The organism is Staphylococcus sp. McC-251-APC-3A2, assembly GCF_009695665.1.
In the GTDB taxonomy this organism is placed as follows: domain Bacteria; phylum Bacillota; class Bacilli; order Staphylococcales; family Staphylococcaceae; genus Staphylococcus; species Staphylococcus cohnii.
Window position 1 is genome coordinate 80,199 of the sequence record NZ_VUNO01000001.1, and the last position, 18,187, is coordinate 98,385.

The window sequence follows — 18,187 nt, forward strand, 5'->3', positions numbered from 1 at the left end:
TACTTCATGTAAAATATTAAATATATAAGTATTAAAAAGGAAGTTGATGCTAAATGTGGAAAGATAAAGTGAAAGAATACGAAACAGATATTATAAACGATTTAAATGGCTTATTATCTATTGAAAGTGTGAGAGACGATAATAAAATTTCTTCAGAAAATCCGGTTGGACCTGGACCACGTAAGGCATTAGATTATATGTATGGTATTGCTGAACGTGATGGATTTAACACGCATGATGTTGAACATATTGCAGGACGTATTGAAGCTGGTGAAGGCGAAGATGTTATGGGAATTTTATGTCATGTTGATGTAGTGCCGGCTGGCGATGGTTGGGATTCTAATCCTTTCGATCCTGTTGTAACTGAAGATAAGATTATTGCAAGAGGTACCCTTGATGATAAAGGGCCAACAATAGCAGCATATTATGCAGTGAAAATATTGAACGATATGAAGGTCAATTGGAAAAAACGTATACATATCATTATAGGCACTGATGAAGAGTCAGATTGGCAATGTACAGAGCGTTATTTTAAAACTGAAGAAATGCCAACTTTAGGCTTTGCACCTGATGCTGAATTCCCAGCAATACATGGTGAAAAAGGTATAAGTACATTTGATGTGGTTCAAAATGACAAAGCAGAGGATAAAGATGAGCCAGAATACGAACTTATTTCTTTTGCATCCGGTCAGCGCTATAACATGGTGCCTGATGAAGCAATTGCTAAACTTGCAGTTAAAGAAAACATGACTGACGTCATTCAAAAATTTGAACAGTTTTTATCTGATAATAATATTGATGGTGAAAGTATCGTTGATAGCGGTGTATTAGTACTTAAGGTTTATGGTAAAGCTGTACATGGTATGGATCCATCTATTGGTGTGAATGCAGGGTTATACTTATTGAATTTCTTAGCCAAATTAAATTTAGATAAAACTGCTGAAAATTTCACTCAATTTAGTGAACAGTATTTATTCAACTCTCATTTCGGTGAAAAAATGGGGATGAAATTCCATACAGATGTCATGGGAGATGTAACTACAAATATTGGTATCATTTCATACGATAATCAAAATGGTGGCCGATTTGGTATTAACTTAAGATATCCGCAAGGTTTTGAATTTGAAGAAGCCATGACTCGTTTTAAAGGTGAGATTCAACAACTTGGATTTTCTATTGAATTAGGTAAAAACCAAACACCTCACTATGTGGATAAAAATGATCCTTTCGTGCAAACGTTAGTGACAGCATATCGTAATCAAACTGGTGACCAAACCGAACCTTACACAATAGGTGGTGGAACATACGCACGTAATTTAGATAAAGGTGTTGCCTTTGGAGCTATGTTTAATGACTCCGAAGATTTAATGCATCAAAAAAATGAGTATATTACGAAAAAGCAATTATTTAATGCAACTAGTATTTATTTAGAAGCTTTATATGCACTATGCGTGGAGGAATGATGATGACAAAAGTACTTATTAATGAACATTTAGTAGATGAACAAGATGCAAAAGTACCATACAATGATCGAGGTTACGTATTTGGTGACGGGATATATGAATATATTAGAACATATAATAATAATATTTTTACTGCTAAACCCCATTTTGAAAGGCTTATAAGAAGTGCTAAAGAAATAGGTTTAGAATTGAAATACAATGTGGATGAACTTACTGAATTAATTCAAGAATTATTAGCAGCGAATGGCGTTGTTAATGGTGGCGTTTATATTCAAGTTACGCGTGGAGCAGCACCTCGTGACCATGCTTTTCCAACACCATCAGTAGAAGCTAATGTGATGGCATTTACCAAAACTTATGAACGTCCATACAAGTTATTAGAAGAAGGTATTAATGCGATAACAACTGAGGATATTCGTTGGTTAAGATGTGATATTAAAAGCTTGAATTTACTTGGAAATGTATTGGCTAAAGAGCGTGCAGTAAAATATAATGCACAAGAAGCTATTCAACACAGAGGTGACATTGTTACTGAGGGATCATCAAGCAATGTATATGCTATTAAAGCAGGCGAAATCTATACACATCCAGTAAACAATTATATATTGAATGGTATTACGCGAATGGTTATAAAAGATATTGCCGAAGAAAAAGGTATACCATTTAATGAAGGTACATTTACTGTAGACTTTTTAAGAAACGCGGATGAAATTATTGTGTCTAGTACTTCTATTGAAGTGATGCCAGTCGTTAAATTAGATGGCGAACAAGTAGGAGACGGAGAAGTCGGTCCAGTGACGAAATCATTACAAGAAGGATTTAATAGTTACATTGACACAGATAGTTAATATTTTCCATAAAAGGAAATAAAATGTAACATCTATAAAAGCTAAATTATGTTATAATGCTAACTGAGCCGATTTAAAAAATTACAGAAAAATACTGTAGTAAAATGTGACTTTTTGTTTCTCATTATTGGTTGAAATAAATCTCTAAACATTATAAAATCTTCTATGAGACTTGAAATTGAGACTTGAAATTTCATAAAAACTAAAGGAATTTTTCAAAAAAATACTGTTACGAGATCATGTATGATATGATGTTAAAGTTATTATTAATCTCGATACAGTATTTCATATTTAAATATGAAAACTTGATTCTATGGGACAAAATGATAGTCATAATTAAATGACTGTGATATAGAGTTTAAAGTTTATAAGTGTATTAGAAAATGATTATATTTGGCTCTCGAAATCTGTTTTCTTGAGCCATTTTCTAATTGAAAGTGAGGTGAACGTGTTGGAGCAGTTTTATCAATTAGGATGGACACTTGATTCAGCAGGTGGTGCATCTGGAGAAGCATATATGGCTGAACAAGATGGGCAGAAATTGTTTTTAAAACGAAATTCAAACCCATTTATTGCAGCCTTGTCTGCTGAAGGTATTGTACCTAAGCTTGTATGGACGAAACGAATAGAGACTGGGGAAGTCGTAACAGCGCAACATTGGAAAAATGGCAGAGAGCTAACTTTCGATGAGATGTATGAACAACGAGTGGCTAATTTATTGAAAAAAATACATAGTTCAAAAACACTTTTGAATATGTTGAAACGTATGGAAATGTATCCTATTACGCCTGATATTTTGTTAAATAAAATAAATGCCTCATTATCTAGAGAAGTGTTAACGCATCATGTAGTGCGAAAAGCATTAACTTATTTAGAAGATCATATGCCAAGTCTTGACCCTAGATTTTTTACAGTTGTCCATGGAGATGTCAATCACAATAATTGGTTGTTGTCTGACCACGATGAATTATTTTTAGTGGATTGGGAAGGTGCAATGATTGCGGATCCAGCAATTGATTTAGGCATGCTGCTATACAATTACGTTCCTGAAAATAAATGGCCTCAGTGGTTAAATGATTACGGTACGAAAGATTCTATAGACTTGCAAAAGAGGATGAAGTGGTATACTGCTGTCCAGTCTATTGGAATGGTACAGTGGTATGAAGAACAAAAACGCTATAAAGATATGAATATGTGGCTGAAGTTCTTAAATGAAGTAATGAATAACAATGCATTTATATAAGGAGTTATCAAGAAAATGAGAATGCGTTACAAGCCATGGGCTGAAGATTATTTAAAATCGCATCCTGATATTGTAGACACGGATGGCAGTCATGCGGGACATATTAGTGAATGGTTTGATAAAGATCAACCAATTTATATTGAAATTGGTTCTGGCATGGGACAATTTATAACAACACTTGCTGCACAAAGACCTGAAATTAATTTTATATCTATGGAACGTGAAAAAAATGTTATGGTCAAAGTGTTAGATAAAGTGAGAGAGCAAAATCTAACAAATATTAAATTGATATGTAATGATGCGATAGAACTCAATGAATACTTTAAAGATGGAGAAATTTCACGTATTTATTTAAATTTTTCTGACCCTTGGCCGAAAAAAAGACATACTAAGCGTAGATTAACGTATCACACGTTTTTATCCTTGTATAAACAAGTGTTAAAAACAGATGGAGAAATTCATTTTAAAACAGATAATAGAGGATTATTTGCTTATAGCTTAGAAAGTATGTCCCAATTTGGTATGTATTTTACAAAAATAAATTTAAATTTACATCAAGAAGAAAAAGAGAATAATATTGAAACAGAATATGAGCGAAAGTTTTCTGACAGAGGTTCAAGAATTTATAGAATGGAAGCCAAATTCCATAATAATTAAATATTTGTTATGACTCAGTTATAACGCTCATGTTCAAAATAAAGGGCTAATCCATAAGAAAGACGGATTAGTCCTTTTTTATATTAACGATCTTGTGATTTTGAACGTACGTGCTTGCCTGGGAATATGGCTCGAGCCTGTAGTCTCTCGCTCATATCATTTTCCCGGGCGTCAGCACACTACAAAATCACTAAAACTAATGTGTTTCAATACAATAGAGAAAGCTGCGTATTACTTAACCTATACAACTAATAGAAAGTCATATTTTTAATTAAACAAATGACATAACTTAATATGAATACAAATGACGGATTAGTCCTTTTTTATATTAACGATCTTGTGATTTTGACCGTACGTGCTTGCCTGGGGATATGGCTCGAGCCTGTAGTCTCTCACACATACGAATGCATGAACGTCAATATGTTACAAAATCGCAATGAAATGACTATAGCAGGAGGACTAACAAATTTCGTTATTTTACGTGTAACAAGTATTATATTACTATATTAAGTGATTAGTAATTAAATTAAGAAATGGGGATTGGTTATGAAATTAGGAAAGTTCAAGATACATTACCTTAATGGTGGTATTACGAACATTGATGGGGGAGCGATGTTTGGTGTAGTACCCAAAGTTTTATGGACAAAAAAGTATGTACTGAGTGAGGACAATCGGATTCCATTACCCACACATCCAATATTAATACAAACGGAAGAATTTAACTTCATCATTGATACTGGTATAGGTAATCAAAAGCTTACGGAAAAAGAGCGTAAAATATTTGGTGTGCATTATGAAAGTAACATAGATGAAGAGTTAAAATTATTTAATTTGACGACGAATGATATTGATTATGTACTAATGTCACATCTACATTTTGACCATGCGTCAGGATTAACTGATAGTGAAGGACGTGCGGTTTTTAAAAATGCGATTCATATTATTCAACAAGATGAATGGCATGAGTTTATTAGTCCTAATATACGTAGTAAATCAACGTATTGGCAGAAAAATAATGGTGATTTCTCCAATAATTTATTGTTATTTGAAAATGAAATTGAAATAGTCAAGGGGATTAATATGTACCATACTGGAGGTCATAGTTACGGTCATTCAATTATTACAATTGAAAGTGAAGGAGAAAAAGCAGTGCATATGGGAGATATTTTTCCCACAGTCGCTCACAAAAACCCGCTATGGGTTACTGCCTACGATGATTATCCAATGCAGTCAATAAGAGAAAAAGAACGCATGATACCTAGATTTATTTTAGAAAATTACTGGTTCTTATATTATCATGATGTGAATTACTTTGCTGTAAAATTTAACCAAAAAGAACTCTCTGAAATCGAACATTATATTACAAGAGAATAAAGTAAAAGGTTAAAGTTTTGAACATTTGAAATAGCACTATATCTTTAACAAGAAATACAATCTATGTCTTCTTGGCTTGAGCAGTGATATAGTTTATTTCTTTCAATGTAGTCGATAATCGTTGACTACATGATACAAACATGTTCATAACTTTAACCATTTATCATTTGCATTCAACGATGTTTATCACTTCACCGGTTTTAGCATTAGCATAAAAATCATAATAAGTGCGTTTGCCATTATGAAGGGTAGTGATACCACCTTGAAAGACTTCTAATTGATCGCCAGCATTTTGATACATTATCGTTTCGTTTAATATGTAAGAACCTACAACATTCATAAAATAAGTTTTTACATCTGAAATAATAGTTTCAGGATTACGATTTTGTAGTTGCTTTTGGCGAGTATAAAAATAAATTGATCCAACAATAGTTGTTATTAAGATTAAGCCGATGAAGAACCAACTTTTTTTATTCAACATATTACAATCTACCCCCAATAAATTCATGTTTATAGTTTACCATAATGAAGATGATATAATAAATATTAAGGAGTGAAAGACATTGAGTATAGACAAAAGTAAAACATTATCAAGAATGAAAATATTAACAGAATTACATGGCGCGCCAGGATTTGAAGATGACGTTAAAGCATATTTGAAAGATGAGATGTCACCCTATGTAGATGACTTTGTTTATAATCGTATGGGCGGTTTTTATGGGGTTAAACGATCTAAATCTAAAGATCCTAAAAGAATAATGGTTGCCGCTCATATGGATGAAGTAGGTTTTTTAATAACGAACATCACAGATAATGGGCTTTTACAATTCACTAATTTAGGTGGAGTAGCAACTGATATTTGGCAAGGCCAAAGGTTAAAGGTAAAATCAAGAAACAACGAAGAAATTGTCGGGGTCGTTGCAAATATACCGAAACATTTTAGAACAGGTAACGAAGGCGCACCAAAAATTGAAGACTTATTATTAGATATAGGTTGTGAAAACGAACAAGATGTCATAAATCGAGGCATTCAAATAGGTGATACTATAGTTCCAGACACACCATTCACACAATTATCAGAGCATAGGTTTGCTAGTAAAGCGTGGGATAATCGCTATGGTTGTTTAATAGGCATAGAATTATTAGAATTATTAAAATATGTAGAGTTAGATTTTGATTTATATGTCGGAGCAAATGTCCAAGAAGAGGTTGGTTTAAGAGGTGCAAAAGCCTCTGCTGAATTAATTGATCCAGATGTTGCTTTTATAGTAGATTGTTCACCAGCAAATGATATGAAAGGAAAGCAAAATCTTTCCGGTGAACTGGGAAAAGGGACTTTAATTCGTATAAAAGATGGAACAATGATACTAAAACCAATGTTTAGAGATTTTCTGTTAGATTTAGCAAACAAATTTAAAATTCCACATCAATATTATATGTCTCCAGGTGGTACAGATGGAGGAGAAATTCACAAAGCAAACATAGGTATACCAACCGCGGTTATTGGTGTTTGTGCACGCTATATTCACAGTACAAATGCAGTATTTGATTTTCGCGATTATGATGCTGCAAGAAGCTTAATATTACAATCAGTTAAAAATTTAGATAATGAAGTAATAAATACTTTACAGTATAAATAACGTTTTGGAGTGATTAGATGGAACAATTAGAAAATGAACAACAATTTTTAGAATTAAAAAAAGGACACACAGTATTTTTATTTACTGCTGATTGGTGTCCGGATTGTAAAGTAATTGAACCAGACCTACCACAACTTGAAGCGAAGTATACAAATTATAAATTCATATCAGTGGATAGAGATAAATTTATAGATATTTGTATTGAACATGGTATTATGGGCATTCCTAGTTTTTTAGTATTTAGTAATGGACAACAAATTGGAAGTTATATTGGCAAAGAACGTAAATCCATTGAACAGATAGATGAATTTTTAGCTTCTTTATAAAAATAAAGTAAATCAAATGTATTAATGTGTACGCTAAAAATATACCCTTAGAACTTACTTTTTTTCTGTTCCTAAGGGTATATTTATTGTAAACTGTATTAAGACACGTAAATAGGAGTGTTAACGATGAATGTCTTTCAAATGAGAGATAAATTAAAAGATAGATTGAAACATTTAGATGTTAAATTTAGTTTTAATCGTGATGAAGAAACGCTACGCGTATCTAGAAATGATAATGGCAAAGGTGTTACTGTCAAAATTTCTACAATTGTAGCGAAATATAAAGAACAAAAAGAAAACATTGTAGATGAAATTGTATATTATGTTGAAGAAGCGATTGAACAAATGAAAGGGGAGGCTTTATCTGAAGCAGAGAACATTGAGATAATGCCTGTACTGAGATCGCCTAGTTTTGATAAAAAAGATAAAGAAGGTAATTCATTTGTTATAGATAAACATACTGCAGAAACAAATATTTATTATGCAGTAGATTTAGGAAAATCTTATCGATTAATAGATGAACAAATGTTAGAAAAATTAAATCTTACTAAACAACAAGTGAAAGAAATGGCATTATTTAATGTCAGAAAACTTGAAAACAAATATAAAACTGACGAAGTTAAAGGTAATATTTTCTATTTTGTAAATTCAAATGATGGCTACGATGCAAGTAGAATTTTAAATAATACCTTTTTGAATGACATACAAGCTCAATGTGAAGGTGAAATGTTGGTAGCAGTACCACATCAAGATGTGTTAATTATTGCCGATATACGAAATAAAACAGGTTATGATGTCATGGCACATTTAACGATGGAATTCTTCACGAAAGGTTTAGTTCCAATCACGTCATTATCATTAGCTTATGATAACGGACATTTTGAACCAATATTTATATTAGGTAAAAATAATAAGCAAAAAAGAAACCCAAATGTCATCCAAAGATTAGAAGCAACTAGAAAACAATATGAAAATAAAGATAAGAAATAAGGAGTTAAAAAAATGAATTTATTTTACAATAAAGAAGCTGTTGGAGATGTAGCTTTTTTACAAATTGAACCCACAACAGGTGAATTTACTTATGAAACAAAGAATGATGTAGTGGAAATTCGTCAAGATAATAAGGTTGTAGGTTTTAATATATTCAATGCATCAAAGGTCTCAAATATTACTGGAAAAGGTCATATAAAATTGGATGAAAATTTGATTCATGACTTACAACAAGCAATTAATAATGCTGGTTTCACGTTTGAATTGAACGCAGATTTATCACCAAAATTTGTTGTCGGTTATGTTGAAACTAAAGAAAAACACCCAGATGCAGATAAATTAAGTGTTTTAAATGTAGATGTAGAAACAGAAAAGCTACAAATCGTTTGTGGAGCGCCGAATGTTGAAGCAGGACAAAAGGTCGTTGTAGCAAAAGTAGGAGCTGTGATGCCAAGTGGCATGGTTATTAAAGATGCAGCATTACGTGGTGTAGATTCAAGTGGAATGATTTGTTCTATGAAAGAATTAAATTTACCAAATGCTCCACAGGAAAAAGGTATTATGGTATTGTCTGATGAATACAAAGTTGGACAGGCATTTTTTGAAGAATAGAAGGAGGTAATGTCCGAATGAGCTGGTTCGACAAATTATTTGGAGAAGAAAATGATCCTAATAAAGATTATCTAAATAAAAGAAACCAACGACGCCAAAAGAATATGCAGCAAGAACATCAAGACACATTACTTCCTCAAAATAACGATGTTTATGAGAGACCCAAAGGGAAATTTAGATTTCCAATGCGTGTTTTAGAAGAAAATAGTGATACTGAGGACGCTAATAAAGAATCATCAGAAAATGAATTTAAAAATTCCAATCATAAGTCATCTAATCCTCATACTGAGAATTACCACTATAGAAGACGGAGACAAATGGCTGATGAAACAACTACAGATAAATTTGATCAACCATCTACAGAATCTTATCCATCATCACGTAGTAAAACAAATGCGTCATTAGATAATGAAGTTCGTAAAGAAAAGAAACAACACAAAGGAAAAAGAACAAGAATTCAAACAGATGTTTTAGGCGGTACTGGACACGGAAGTGGACATAGTACAAAAAAACATGAGCCTACTACACCTCAGTATCATAAAAGTGAATTTAAAGCGAGCGAAGTTCCTTCAGCTATTTTTGGAACTAAAAAACCACATCCTTTAGAAAATGGTGTGATAAAACCTAATAATCGTTTTACAGATGATAATGAGAGTGAAATGCAAGGAGAACAAAAATTAAATTCTAACAATGACCAAAGCGTCACTGATGAATCAACGTTTGATCAATTTTCTCAAGTTGATAGCGAACAACCATCATCTAAAAAGAGCAAAGAACAAACGCAAAATAAATCTATGCAACAAGATCATGTATCACAATCAACAACTACACCTAAAAAGAACAATACAATCAATATAGAAAATATCTATGCGTCTCAAATTGTTGAAGAAATTCGTAGAGAACGTGAGCGTAAAGTGCTTCAAAAACGTCAGTTTAAGAAAGCATTGCAACAGAAGCGACAAGAAAATCAACAAAATGACGAAGATACAATTCAAAAAGCAATTGATGAAATGTATGCACAACAAGCAAAACAATATATTGGAGAAAGTTCATTAGACGGATCAGAAAATAATAATAGTGATACAGACTACGCAAAAAAATTGTCAGATAAAGATACAAATGAACAAAATGATGCTGATAACCAAAGTGATACGTCACAATACAAGTATCAAGAAATTAATTTAGATCATATAAGTGATGTACATAACATTGACAATAACCAATCAGATGTTGAGTCAGATGAAAGTGAGAATCAAACTGTCAATGTAGAAAATGAACCAAGTATTACAGAAACATCAACGAGTCAAGCTAATGACGAGTCAAATCTTTTTCAAGATAGTAATCATGTAGAAATAGATAATGTTCTGCAACACGACGATGAAAACTCAACAGAATCAATCGATAATACTGAAATTTCGGATGCAACTTATAGAGAAATTTCAGATGTTCAAAAAGATATGTCACAAAATACGCTTGATTCGACTCAACAAGCGCACAAAAATGAAGTAAAAACATCGAAAAATGAAAATGATTATTCTGTGGATGATACATCAATGTATACAAACCATCATTTTGAAAAAGAAGATGAGCAAAATGTAGATGACACTGATGATTTAAATCAAAATGCTTCACGATATCAAAAAGATTCATCGGTTAATACTGAAGCGGATAGAACTGGTGAAAATACATTTGTTAGTGACGCACAGATTTCAGAGAATAAAGATGATGAAACACAACAAGTTCATGATAAGCCAGCAGCTAAAGTTAATAGTGATGAACAAAGGAATCAACAACATAAAAATACAACTAGATTGAAAGGGAGCAAACCTTTCAATGTAGTGATGACACCATCTGACAAAAAACGAATGCTTGATGCTAAAAAAAATCTTAACAACACGAATACTTCTGTCAAATCTAATGAGGTTAAATTACAACACTCAGATGAAAATATAGATAAACCAACACAGACAAAAAAAGATGAATCAACTGCTTCTTATCATCAACAAATGCAAACCGAAAATAACGTGGAAGTATATGCTTCAGACGATAATAAGTCAAAAATTACGGATATGCATGCGCAATCTGAAACATTGACTGAGGATGTACAGTCCAGTAAAGGTCTGAAAGATGAAGGTATAGAAAACGAGCATGATGAAAAAACACAAAAACTTGAATCCAAACATATAGACAATCAATCAGTTAATGATACGACGTCTCAGAATTCAAATACTGTGAGTCAGCCAAGTCAAAATACGCCACCATATCAAGAAAGTAAAACGTCAATAAGAAAAGGTCCGAATATTAAACTTCCAAGTATTGATTTACTTGATGAACCTAAAGTGCATGAAATAGATAATCAATGGATTGAAGAAAAGAAACAAGAATTAAATGAAGCATTCTATTATTTCAATGTACCTGCGGAAGTTCAAACTGTTACGGAAGGACCAAGTGTGACTCGTTTTGAACTGTCTGTTGAAAAAGGTGTGAAAGTATCTAGAATCACTAACTTACAAGATGATATTAAAATGGCATTGGCAGCAAAAGATATACGTATTGAAGCACCTATTCCAGGCACGAGTCTAGTAGGTATAGAAGTGCCAAATCAGTCTTCCACACCTGTTAATTTACGTTCTATCATAGAAGATAATACATTTAAAAATGCTGAATCTAAATTAACAGTAGCTATGGGGCTTAGAATTAACAATGAGCCATTGGTTATGGATATAGCAAAAACACCTCATGCTTTAATTGCTGGTGCTACAGGCTCAGGTAAATCTGTATCTATTAACAGCATTTTAATGTCATTATTGTATAAAAATCATCCTGAAGAACTAAGGTTATTACTTATCGATCCTAAGATGGTTGAGTTGGCACCATATAATGGCTTGCCACATTTGGTATCTCCTGTTATTACTGATGTTAAAGCTGCTACACAAAGTTTAAAATGGGCAGTTGAAGAAATGGAACGTCGATATAAAGTATTTGCCAAATACCATGTTAGAAATATAACTGCTTTTAATAAAAAAGCAAATTATGAAGATAGAATGCCAAAAATTGTTATAGTAATAGATGAATTAGCTGATTTAATGATGATGGCACCACAAGAGGTTGAACAATCAATTGCAAGAATTGCACAAAAAGCACGCGCATGTGGGATTCATATGTTAGTTGCAACACAAAGACCATCCGTAAACGTAATTACAGGACTAATCAAAGCGAATATACCAACACGTATTGCCTTTATGGTATCTTCAAGTGTAGATTCACGTACGATTTTAGATAGTGGTGGAGCAGAGCGCTTATTAGGTTATGGAGATATGCTCTACTTAGGAAGTGGAATGAACAAACCAATACGTGTACAAGGAACATTCGTTTCTGATGAAGAAATTGATGATGTAGTTGATTTTATTAAACAACAACGTGAACCTGATTATCTTTTTGAAGAAAAAGAATTGTTGAAAAAAGTAGAAAGTCATCCACAAGATGATTTATTCGACGACGTATGTCGATTTATGGTACAAGAAGGACATATTTCTACTTCACTGATACAAAGACATTTCCAAATCGGTTATAATCGCGCTGCGAGAATTGTAGACCAACTAGAACAGTTAGGTTATGTTTCGGAAGCAAACGGTTCGAAACCTAGGGATGTGTATATCACAGAGTCTGATTTGAATGATAATTAATATAGAGATAAAGGAGTGTTACAATGACACATTACCATTTTGTCGGCATTAAAGGTGCCGGTATGAGTTCATTAGCACAAATCATGCATGATCTTGGAAATGAAGTACAAGGATCAGATATAAAGAATTATGTTTTCACAGAAGTAGCATTAAAAAATAAAGGTATAAAAATCCTGCCCTTTGATGCAGATAATATAAAGAAAGATATGGTCATTGTTCAAGGTAATGCCTTTCCTGATACGCATGAAGAAGTAGTCCGCGCACATGAATTAAATTTAGAAGTTATTCGTTACCATGATTTTTTAGGTCATGTTATTAACCAATACACTTCTGTTGCTGTAACAGGTGCACATGGTAAAACATCTACAACTGGCTTACTATCACATGTTATGAACGGAGATAAAAAGACTTCTTTCTTAATTGGAGACGGTACAGGTTTAGGTATTCCGGCTAGTGATTACTTTGCTTTTGAAGCATGTGAATACCGTAGACATTTTTTAAGTTATCATCCGGATTATACAATTATGACAAATATTGATTTTGATCATCCAGATTATTTTAAAGATGTACATGATGTTTTTAATGCTTTTCAAGAAATGGCACATAACGTAAAAAAAGCAATTATAGCTTGGGGAGATGATCTATATCTTCGTGATTTAAAAGCAGATGTACCTATTTATTATTATGGATTTTCTAAAAATGATGATATATATGCAGATAATATTCAAATTAGTGAAAAAGGTACACAATTTGATGTTTATATTAATAATAAATTTTATGATACTTTCTTATCTCCACAATTTGGGGATCATAATATTTTAAATGGACTTGCAGTAATAGCAATAAGTTATTTAGAAGGATTAAACGTTGATAATATTAAAGAAGCGTTAGAAACATTTGGTGGTGTAAAACGTAGATTTAATGAAACTAAGGCGGGTAAACAAATATTAGTGGATGATTATGCTCACCATCCGAGAGAAATTAGTGCTACAATTGAGACAGCACGAAAAAAATATCCTAATAAAGAAGTTATAGCTGTTTTCCAACCACATACTTTCAGTAGAACACAGGCTTTTTTAGAAGAATTTGCTGAATGTTTGAATCTTGCTGATAAAACATTTTTATGTGAAATTTTTGGATCAATAAGAGAAAATAATGGTGAACTAACCATTCAAGACCTAGTTAATAGGGTGGATGGTTCCACGCTTATTGATGAGCATAGTGTAAATGCTTTAGAACAGTATAAAGATGCAGTTATCTTATTTATGGGTGCAGGCGATATACAAAAAATCCAACGTGCATATATGGAAAATATCGGTGTAACTACCTCATTTTAATATGTTTATGTTAAAATGATGTGGGTATTTATATTAAATAACAACATATGTTTTTTTAGGAGGCGTTTTAAATGGAATGGATTTTACCTATAGCTGGAATAATTGCAGCGATTGCTTTTTTAGTATTATGTATAGGAATCGTTGTTGTATTACTTTCAGTTAAGAAAAATTTAGATCACGTTGCTAAAACTCTTGATGGAGTTGAAGGACAAATTCAAGGGATTACACGTGAATCTACTGACTTACTTCATAAAGCGAATCGCTTAACTGAAGATATTCAAGATAAATCAGAACGTTTAAACTCTGTCGTTGATGCTGTGAAAGGTATCGGTGATTCAGTTCAAACATTAAATGGTTCTGTTGATCGAGTAACTAACTCAATCACGCACAATATTTCTCAAAATGAAGATAAAATTTCTCAAGTTGTACAATGGTCAAACGTTGCAATGGAAGTTGCTGACAAATGGCAAAACAGAAGAAATCGTAGAGAAAGTGCAAATTATAAAACAAGTAGCGTAGCAGACGATGCAAATCATAGCTATACTACACGTGTTGACCATTAATCATTTATATACTTAAAAAACAAATGCACTTAAATGAGGTATAAACTTATTTAAGTGCATTTGTTATAGGAGGCATTCAAATATGAAGTACTATAATCGAGATGATTTCGAAAGAAATTTAGAAAGCTATGAAGTTCCAGAATATTTTACATCTGGCGCTAGAAATGTGTTTGTTTATGGATTTATAGTGGGTGCAGTGATAGGTTCGGCAGTAGGGTTAGTTTCTATTAGTAAATCACGTCAAAGTGATAAATCCGTTCCTAAAAATAATAAAGCATTCAAATCAAATGTAGTTAAAGAAGCTGAAAATGATAAAGCAGAAGCAGAACGTCAAGTTGCGCACATTAAAGAAAAAGCAATTACAAACAATGAATTAGATGCGCAAAAAGTTGCAATTCAACAAGAGACGGCTTCACACAACTTATCTAATACGTCACCTCAAGCACAAGAAACATTAACTGAACAACAATCGAGTGAAGCATCAGATGATAGTTTAAACAATATTGATGTACAAGCACAACCAACAGAAAGTGAAAAAAATGCTCAAAAAAATGCAATTAAGCAAGAGTCAGAAACACATCATTTATCTGATTCTACAGTTGCATCATCTTCTGACGAATCATCAAAAAATGGTACAGTATCGGCTACAAAATTAGCGAATGCTGCTGAAGAGAAAAATAAAGCTTTAAAAAATGACACGACAGTTAAGAAAAACACAACTGCACTTGTAGCTGAAGAAAATGTAAAATCTAATTCTAAAAAGGCAGTTCCTAATTTAGTTACTAAAAGTACTGAAGCTGAATCAACAAACAGTTTAAAATCAGCAACAGCTGCAGGTAGTATTACTGCTGCAGGATTAGCATTAGCAGCGAGTCAAAAACGTGATGCAATGTCCAAAGATCCTAAAGTAGCTGAAAAGACCGTTGATTTATTAAAACCGGAAACGCTAACAGCTAAAGGTAATCAAAAAGTACCTAATTTAGTTACAAAGAAATTAGATAATGCAGTAGAAAATAATAATAAAGTAGAAAATTCTGCAGATAAACATGATCAAGCTTCAAATAATAATGCATCTCAAGCTGCAGAGCAACGTGTTAAGCAAACACATAAAAGTGTGTCTTTTAAAGATGGTATGATTGTTCATGATAATGCTGAACAAGGTATAAGTAAGCAATCTTCTAGTGATAACAATACTGTTTCAGCTAATTCTGACCAAGAAGTGCCAACATATTCAAAAAATAGATTACAAAACAAGAAGTCTGAAAAAGCGAAAAGTAAAATAGATAAAAGAACATTTAACGACTAAAAGCTGTTATCTGATTTTGGTATAAATTCTATAATCAAAAAGAGTTTCGGGCATAAATCCCCATCTCAAAATAAGAGGGCCAATCCATAATATGGATTGGTCCTCTTTATATTTAAAATCTTACGATTTTGATCGTGCATGCTTGCCTGGGGATATGGCTAGAGCCTGTAGTCTCTCGCTCATATCATTTCCCCGGGCGTCAGCACGATGCAAAATCTCTATAAGTGATGTGCTTTAATACAATAGAAAAAAGCTTCGTCTTATTTAACTTATACAACTAATAGAAAGTCGTATTTTTAATTAACCAAAGATATAACTTAATATGAATACACATGATGGATAGGTCCTCTTTATATTTAAAATCTTACGATTTTGACTGTGCATGCTTGCCTTGGGGTATGATTAGAGCCGTAGTCTCTCATTCATATGAATCCCAGGACGTCAGCACATTACAAAATCGTACAATTTATATTTTGTTATTCAAAAAATAAGCTATTTTGCATAATTTAATAAATAGCACTAAACTAAATCTACTTGCATACAATGTAACGAGTCGTTGAAATAAAATTATATTTTAAGTAATAGTGTAAAAATACGACTAGCAAATAACAGAAAATTCAGTTATCATTAAACGTATTCACTTTAAAAAGTGATTTTTTACGTTTGAGACTTGAACTTATATGTAGTTATTGTTAGAATTACGTTTAACAAATATTTTATCGCTTTAAAGCAGAATAAAATATCGCTGTAAAATTTTCATAGAGGTGAATAAAATGACAGACAAATTACAAGAATACAGAGATGAAATTGTTGGAATTAATGAACAAATATTAGACCTTTTATCTAAAAGAGGGAAAATCGCACAAAAAATAGGTGAAGAAAAACGCAAACAGGGTACAATGGTTTATGACCCTCAACGTGAAAAAGAAATGATTAACCAACTTTTAGATAAAAATGAAGGTCCGTTTAATGATAATGTGATTAAACAACTATTTAAAGAAATTTTTAAAGCCTCTACTGACTTGCAAAAATCAGAGAATGAAAAACATTTATATGTGTCTAGAAAATTGAAACCAGAAGATACGATTGTTCAATTTGATAATGGAGGCATTATTGGTGATGGTAATAAATCATTTGTTTTTGGTCCATGCTCAGTTGAGTCACAAGAACAAGTAGATGCAGTCGCTGCAAATTTACAAGCTAAAGGTGAAAAATTCATTAGAGGTGGTGCATTTAAACCTCGTACATCACCTTATGATTTCCAAGGCTTAGGTGAAGAAGGACTGAAAATACTTAAAAATACAAAAGACAAATATGGTTTAAATGTTGTAAGTGAAATTGTAAATCCAGCAGATTTTGAAATTGCTGATCAATATTTAGATGTCTTCCAAATTGGTGCACGTAATATGCAAAATTTCGAATTATTAAAAGAAGCAGGGCGTTCTAATAAGCCAGTATTATTAAAACGTGGATTGGCCGCTACAATTGAAGAATTTATTTTTGCAGCTGAATATATTGCGTCGCAAGGTAACGAAAATATAATTTTATGTGAACGTGGTATACGTACGTATGAAAAAGCTACTAGAAATACATTAGACATTTCAGCAGTTCCGATTTTAAAACAGGGTACACATTTACCAGTTTTAGTAGATGTTACACATAGTACTGGACGTAAAGATATCATGTTACCGACTGCAAAAGCAGGTTTGGCTGTTGGTGCTGATGGCATTATGGCAGAAGTTCACCCGGATCCATCCGTTGCATTAAGTGATAGTGGTCAACAAATGGATTTAAATGAATTTGAAAAATTCTACAATGAATTAAAACCATTAGCTGATATGTATAACAACAAACAATTAAAATAATGTATTTGATAATATGATTTTATAACCTCTATTTTGCACATTAATTATTTAGGTGCTTATAGAGGTTTTTATATTGCTTTATAATAACTATTTATACGAATAATAAATAGTGCTTTTAAAATTTATTGTTAATGAAATAAAAAATATACTCAAATAAGATTTGATAAATTATTATGAAATTGACATAATTATGACATTCAAATCAAAATGATTTTACATTTACGAAAAATATGGTAAACTTTGAAAATGTTATGAAAACAGAGTATAATGATAAAGA

At 32.2% G+C, this 18,187-nt stretch carries 15 protein-coding genes; 14 read left to right on the forward strand and 1 reads right to left on the reverse strand.

Annotation, left to right across the window (positions count from 1 at the left end):
* Window positions 1-53: 53 nt before the first annotated feature.
* The 5 genes from pepV (at window position 54) to FYJ81_RS00570 (ending at window position 5,585) form a co-directional block, all read left to right on the forward strand.
* Window positions 54-1,463 (forward strand): dipeptidase PepV, encoded by a 1,410-nt coding sequence (gene pepV / locus FYJ81_RS00550; RefSeq protein WP_107385166.1) that lies wholly within the window; start codon window positions 54-56, stop codon window positions 1,461-1,463.
* A 2-nt stretch (window positions 1,464-1,465) separates the two neighbouring features.
* A complete protein-coding gene (gene dat, locus FYJ81_RS00555) occupies window positions 1,466-2,311 on the forward strand; it encodes a D-amino-acid transaminase (protein WP_107385165.1) in 846 nt (281 codons plus the stop codon).
* A 451-nt stretch (window positions 2,312-2,762) separates the two neighbouring features.
* Window positions 2,763-3,554, forward strand: a complete 792-nt coding sequence (locus FYJ81_RS00560) for a phosphotransferase family protein (protein WP_064208823.1) — start codon at window positions 2,763-2,765, stop codon at window positions 3,552-3,554.
* Window positions 3,555-3,569: 15 nt separating this feature from the next.
* The gene (gene trmB, locus FYJ81_RS00565) at window positions 3,570-4,211 is read left to right on the forward strand and encodes a tRNA (guanosine(46)-N7)-methyltransferase TrmB (protein ID WP_107385164.1); all 642 of its coding nucleotides are present in this window, start codon (window positions 3,570-3,572) and stop codon (window positions 4,209-4,211) included.
* Between the two features lie 546 nt (window positions 4,212-4,757).
* Window positions 4,758-5,585, forward strand: coding sequence for a YtnP family quorum-quenching lactonase (locus FYJ81_RS00570; RefSeq protein ID WP_154409209.1), 828 nt, complete (start codon window positions 4,758-4,760; stop codon window positions 5,583-5,585).
* A gap of 163 nt (window positions 5,586-5,748) precedes the next feature.
* Here FYJ81_RS00570 and FYJ81_RS00575 read toward each other — a convergent pair whose 3' ends face one another.
* On the reverse strand, window positions 5,749-6,066 hold the full coding sequence (locus FYJ81_RS00575) for a hypothetical protein (RefSeq protein WP_107385162.1): 318 nt from the start codon (window positions 6,064-6,066) through the stop codon (window positions 5,749-5,751).
* Between the two features lie 115 nt (window positions 6,067-6,181).
* On the opposite strand from FYJ81_RS00575, the gene FYJ81_RS00580 reads away from it, so the two are divergent.
* The 9 genes from FYJ81_RS00580 to FYJ81_RS00620 all read left to right on the forward strand — a co-directional run bounded on the left by FYJ81_RS00580 (window position 6,182) and on the right by FYJ81_RS00620 (window position 17,910).
* Window positions 6,182-7,225: a M42 family metallopeptidase gene (locus tag FYJ81_RS00580; RefSeq protein WP_432576103.1), complete on the forward strand. Its 1,044-nt coding sequence runs from the start codon at window positions 6,182-6,184 to the stop codon at window positions 7,223-7,225.
* Window positions 7,226-7,242: 17 nt separating this feature from the next.
* Window positions 7,243-7,551: a thioredoxin family protein gene (locus FYJ81_RS00585; RefSeq protein ID WP_019467703.1), complete on the forward strand. Its 309-nt coding sequence runs from the start codon at window positions 7,243-7,245 to the stop codon at window positions 7,549-7,551.
* 126 nt (window positions 7,552-7,677) lie between these two features.
* Entirely contained in the window at window positions 7,678-8,541 is an 864-nt protein-coding gene (locus FYJ81_RS00590) for a DUF1444 domain-containing protein (protein ID WP_107384407.1), read from the forward strand.
* A gap of 12 nt (window positions 8,542-8,553) precedes the next feature.
* Window positions 8,554-9,153: a YtpR family tRNA-binding protein gene (ytpR, locus tag FYJ81_RS00595; RefSeq protein WP_107384406.1), complete on the forward strand. Its 600-nt coding sequence runs from the start codon at window positions 8,554-8,556 to the stop codon at window positions 9,151-9,153.
* A gap of 17 nt (window positions 9,154-9,170) precedes the next feature.
* The gene (locus tag FYJ81_RS00600) at window positions 9,171-12,839 is read left to right on the forward strand and encodes a DNA translocase FtsK (protein WP_154409210.1); all 3,669 of its coding nucleotides are present in this window, start codon (window positions 9,171-9,173) and stop codon (window positions 12,837-12,839) included.
* 23 nt (window positions 12,840-12,862) lie between these two features.
* Window positions 12,863-14,176: a UDP-N-acetylmuramate--L-alanine ligase gene (murC, locus tag FYJ81_RS00605; protein ID WP_107384404.1), complete on the forward strand. Its 1,314-nt coding sequence runs from the start codon at window positions 12,863-12,865 to the stop codon at window positions 14,174-14,176.
* Window positions 14,177-14,247: 71 nt separating this feature from the next.
* Window positions 14,248-14,739, forward strand: coding sequence for a DUF948 domain-containing protein (locus FYJ81_RS00610; protein ID WP_107384403.1), 492 nt, complete (start codon window positions 14,248-14,250; stop codon window positions 14,737-14,739).
* Window positions 14,740-14,821: 82 nt separating this feature from the next.
* On the forward strand, window positions 14,822-16,045 hold the full coding sequence (locus FYJ81_RS00615; protein ID WP_107384402.1) for a hypothetical protein: 1,224 nt from the start codon (window positions 14,822-14,824) through the stop codon (window positions 16,043-16,045).
* A 773-nt stretch (window positions 16,046-16,818) separates the two neighbouring features.
* Window positions 16,819-17,910, forward strand: a complete 1,092-nt coding sequence (locus tag FYJ81_RS00620) for a bifunctional 3-deoxy-7-phosphoheptulonate synthase/chorismate mutase (RefSeq protein ID WP_107384401.1) — start codon at window positions 16,819-16,821, stop codon at window positions 17,908-17,910.
* Window positions 17,911-18,187 lie beyond the last annotated feature (277 nt).

Bases quoted from the DNA above. Each gene is read 5' to 3' on its own strand.
- pepV (WP_107385166.1), top strand. From the start codon at position 54: ATGTGGAAAGATAAAGTGAAAGAATACGAAACAGATATTATAAACGAT.
- FYJ81_RS00620 (WP_107384401.1), top strand. From the start codon at position 16,819: ATGACAGACAAATTACAAGAATACAGAGATGAAATTGTTGGAATTAAT.
- FYJ81_RS00585 (WP_019467703.1), top strand. From the start codon at position 7,243: ATGGAACAATTAGAAAATGAACAACAATTTTTAGAATTAAAAAAAGGA.
- FYJ81_RS00590 (WP_107384407.1), top strand. From the start codon at position 7,678: ATGAATGTCTTTCAAATGAGAGATAAATTAAAAGATAGATTGAAACAT.
- ytpR (WP_107384406.1), top strand. From the start codon at position 8,554: ATGAATTTATTTTACAATAAAGAAGCTGTTGGAGATGTAGCTTTTTTA.
- FYJ81_RS00615 (WP_107384402.1), top strand. From the start codon at position 14,822: ATGAAGTACTATAATCGAGATGATTTCGAAAGAAATTTAGAAAGCTAT.
- FYJ81_RS00570 (WP_154409209.1), top strand. From the start codon at position 4,758: ATGAAATTAGGAAAGTTCAAGATACATTACCTTAATGGTGGTATTACG.
- FYJ81_RS00580 (WP_432576103.1), top strand. From the start codon at position 6,182: ATGAAAATATTAACAGAATTACATGGCGCGCCAGGATTTGAAGATGAC.
- FYJ81_RS00600 (WP_154409210.1), top strand. From the start codon at position 9,171: ATGAGCTGGTTCGACAAATTATTTGGAGAAGAAAATGATCCTAATAAA.
- trmB (WP_107385164.1), top strand. From the start codon at position 3,570: ATGAGAATGCGTTACAAGCCATGGGCTGAAGATTATTTAAAATCGCAT.
- FYJ81_RS00610 (WP_107384403.1), top strand. From the start codon at position 14,248: ATGGAATGGATTTTACCTATAGCTGGAATAATTGCAGCGATTGCTTTT.
- FYJ81_RS00575 (WP_107385162.1), bottom strand. From the start codon at position 6,066: ATGTTGAATAAAAAAAGTTGGTTCTTCATCGGCTTAATCTTAATAACA.
- murC (WP_107384404.1), top strand. From the start codon at position 12,863: ATGACACATTACCATTTTGTCGGCATTAAAGGTGCCGGTATGAGTTCA.
- dat (WP_107385165.1), top strand. From the start codon at position 1,466: ATGACAAAAGTACTTATTAATGAACATTTAGTAGATGAACAAGATGCA.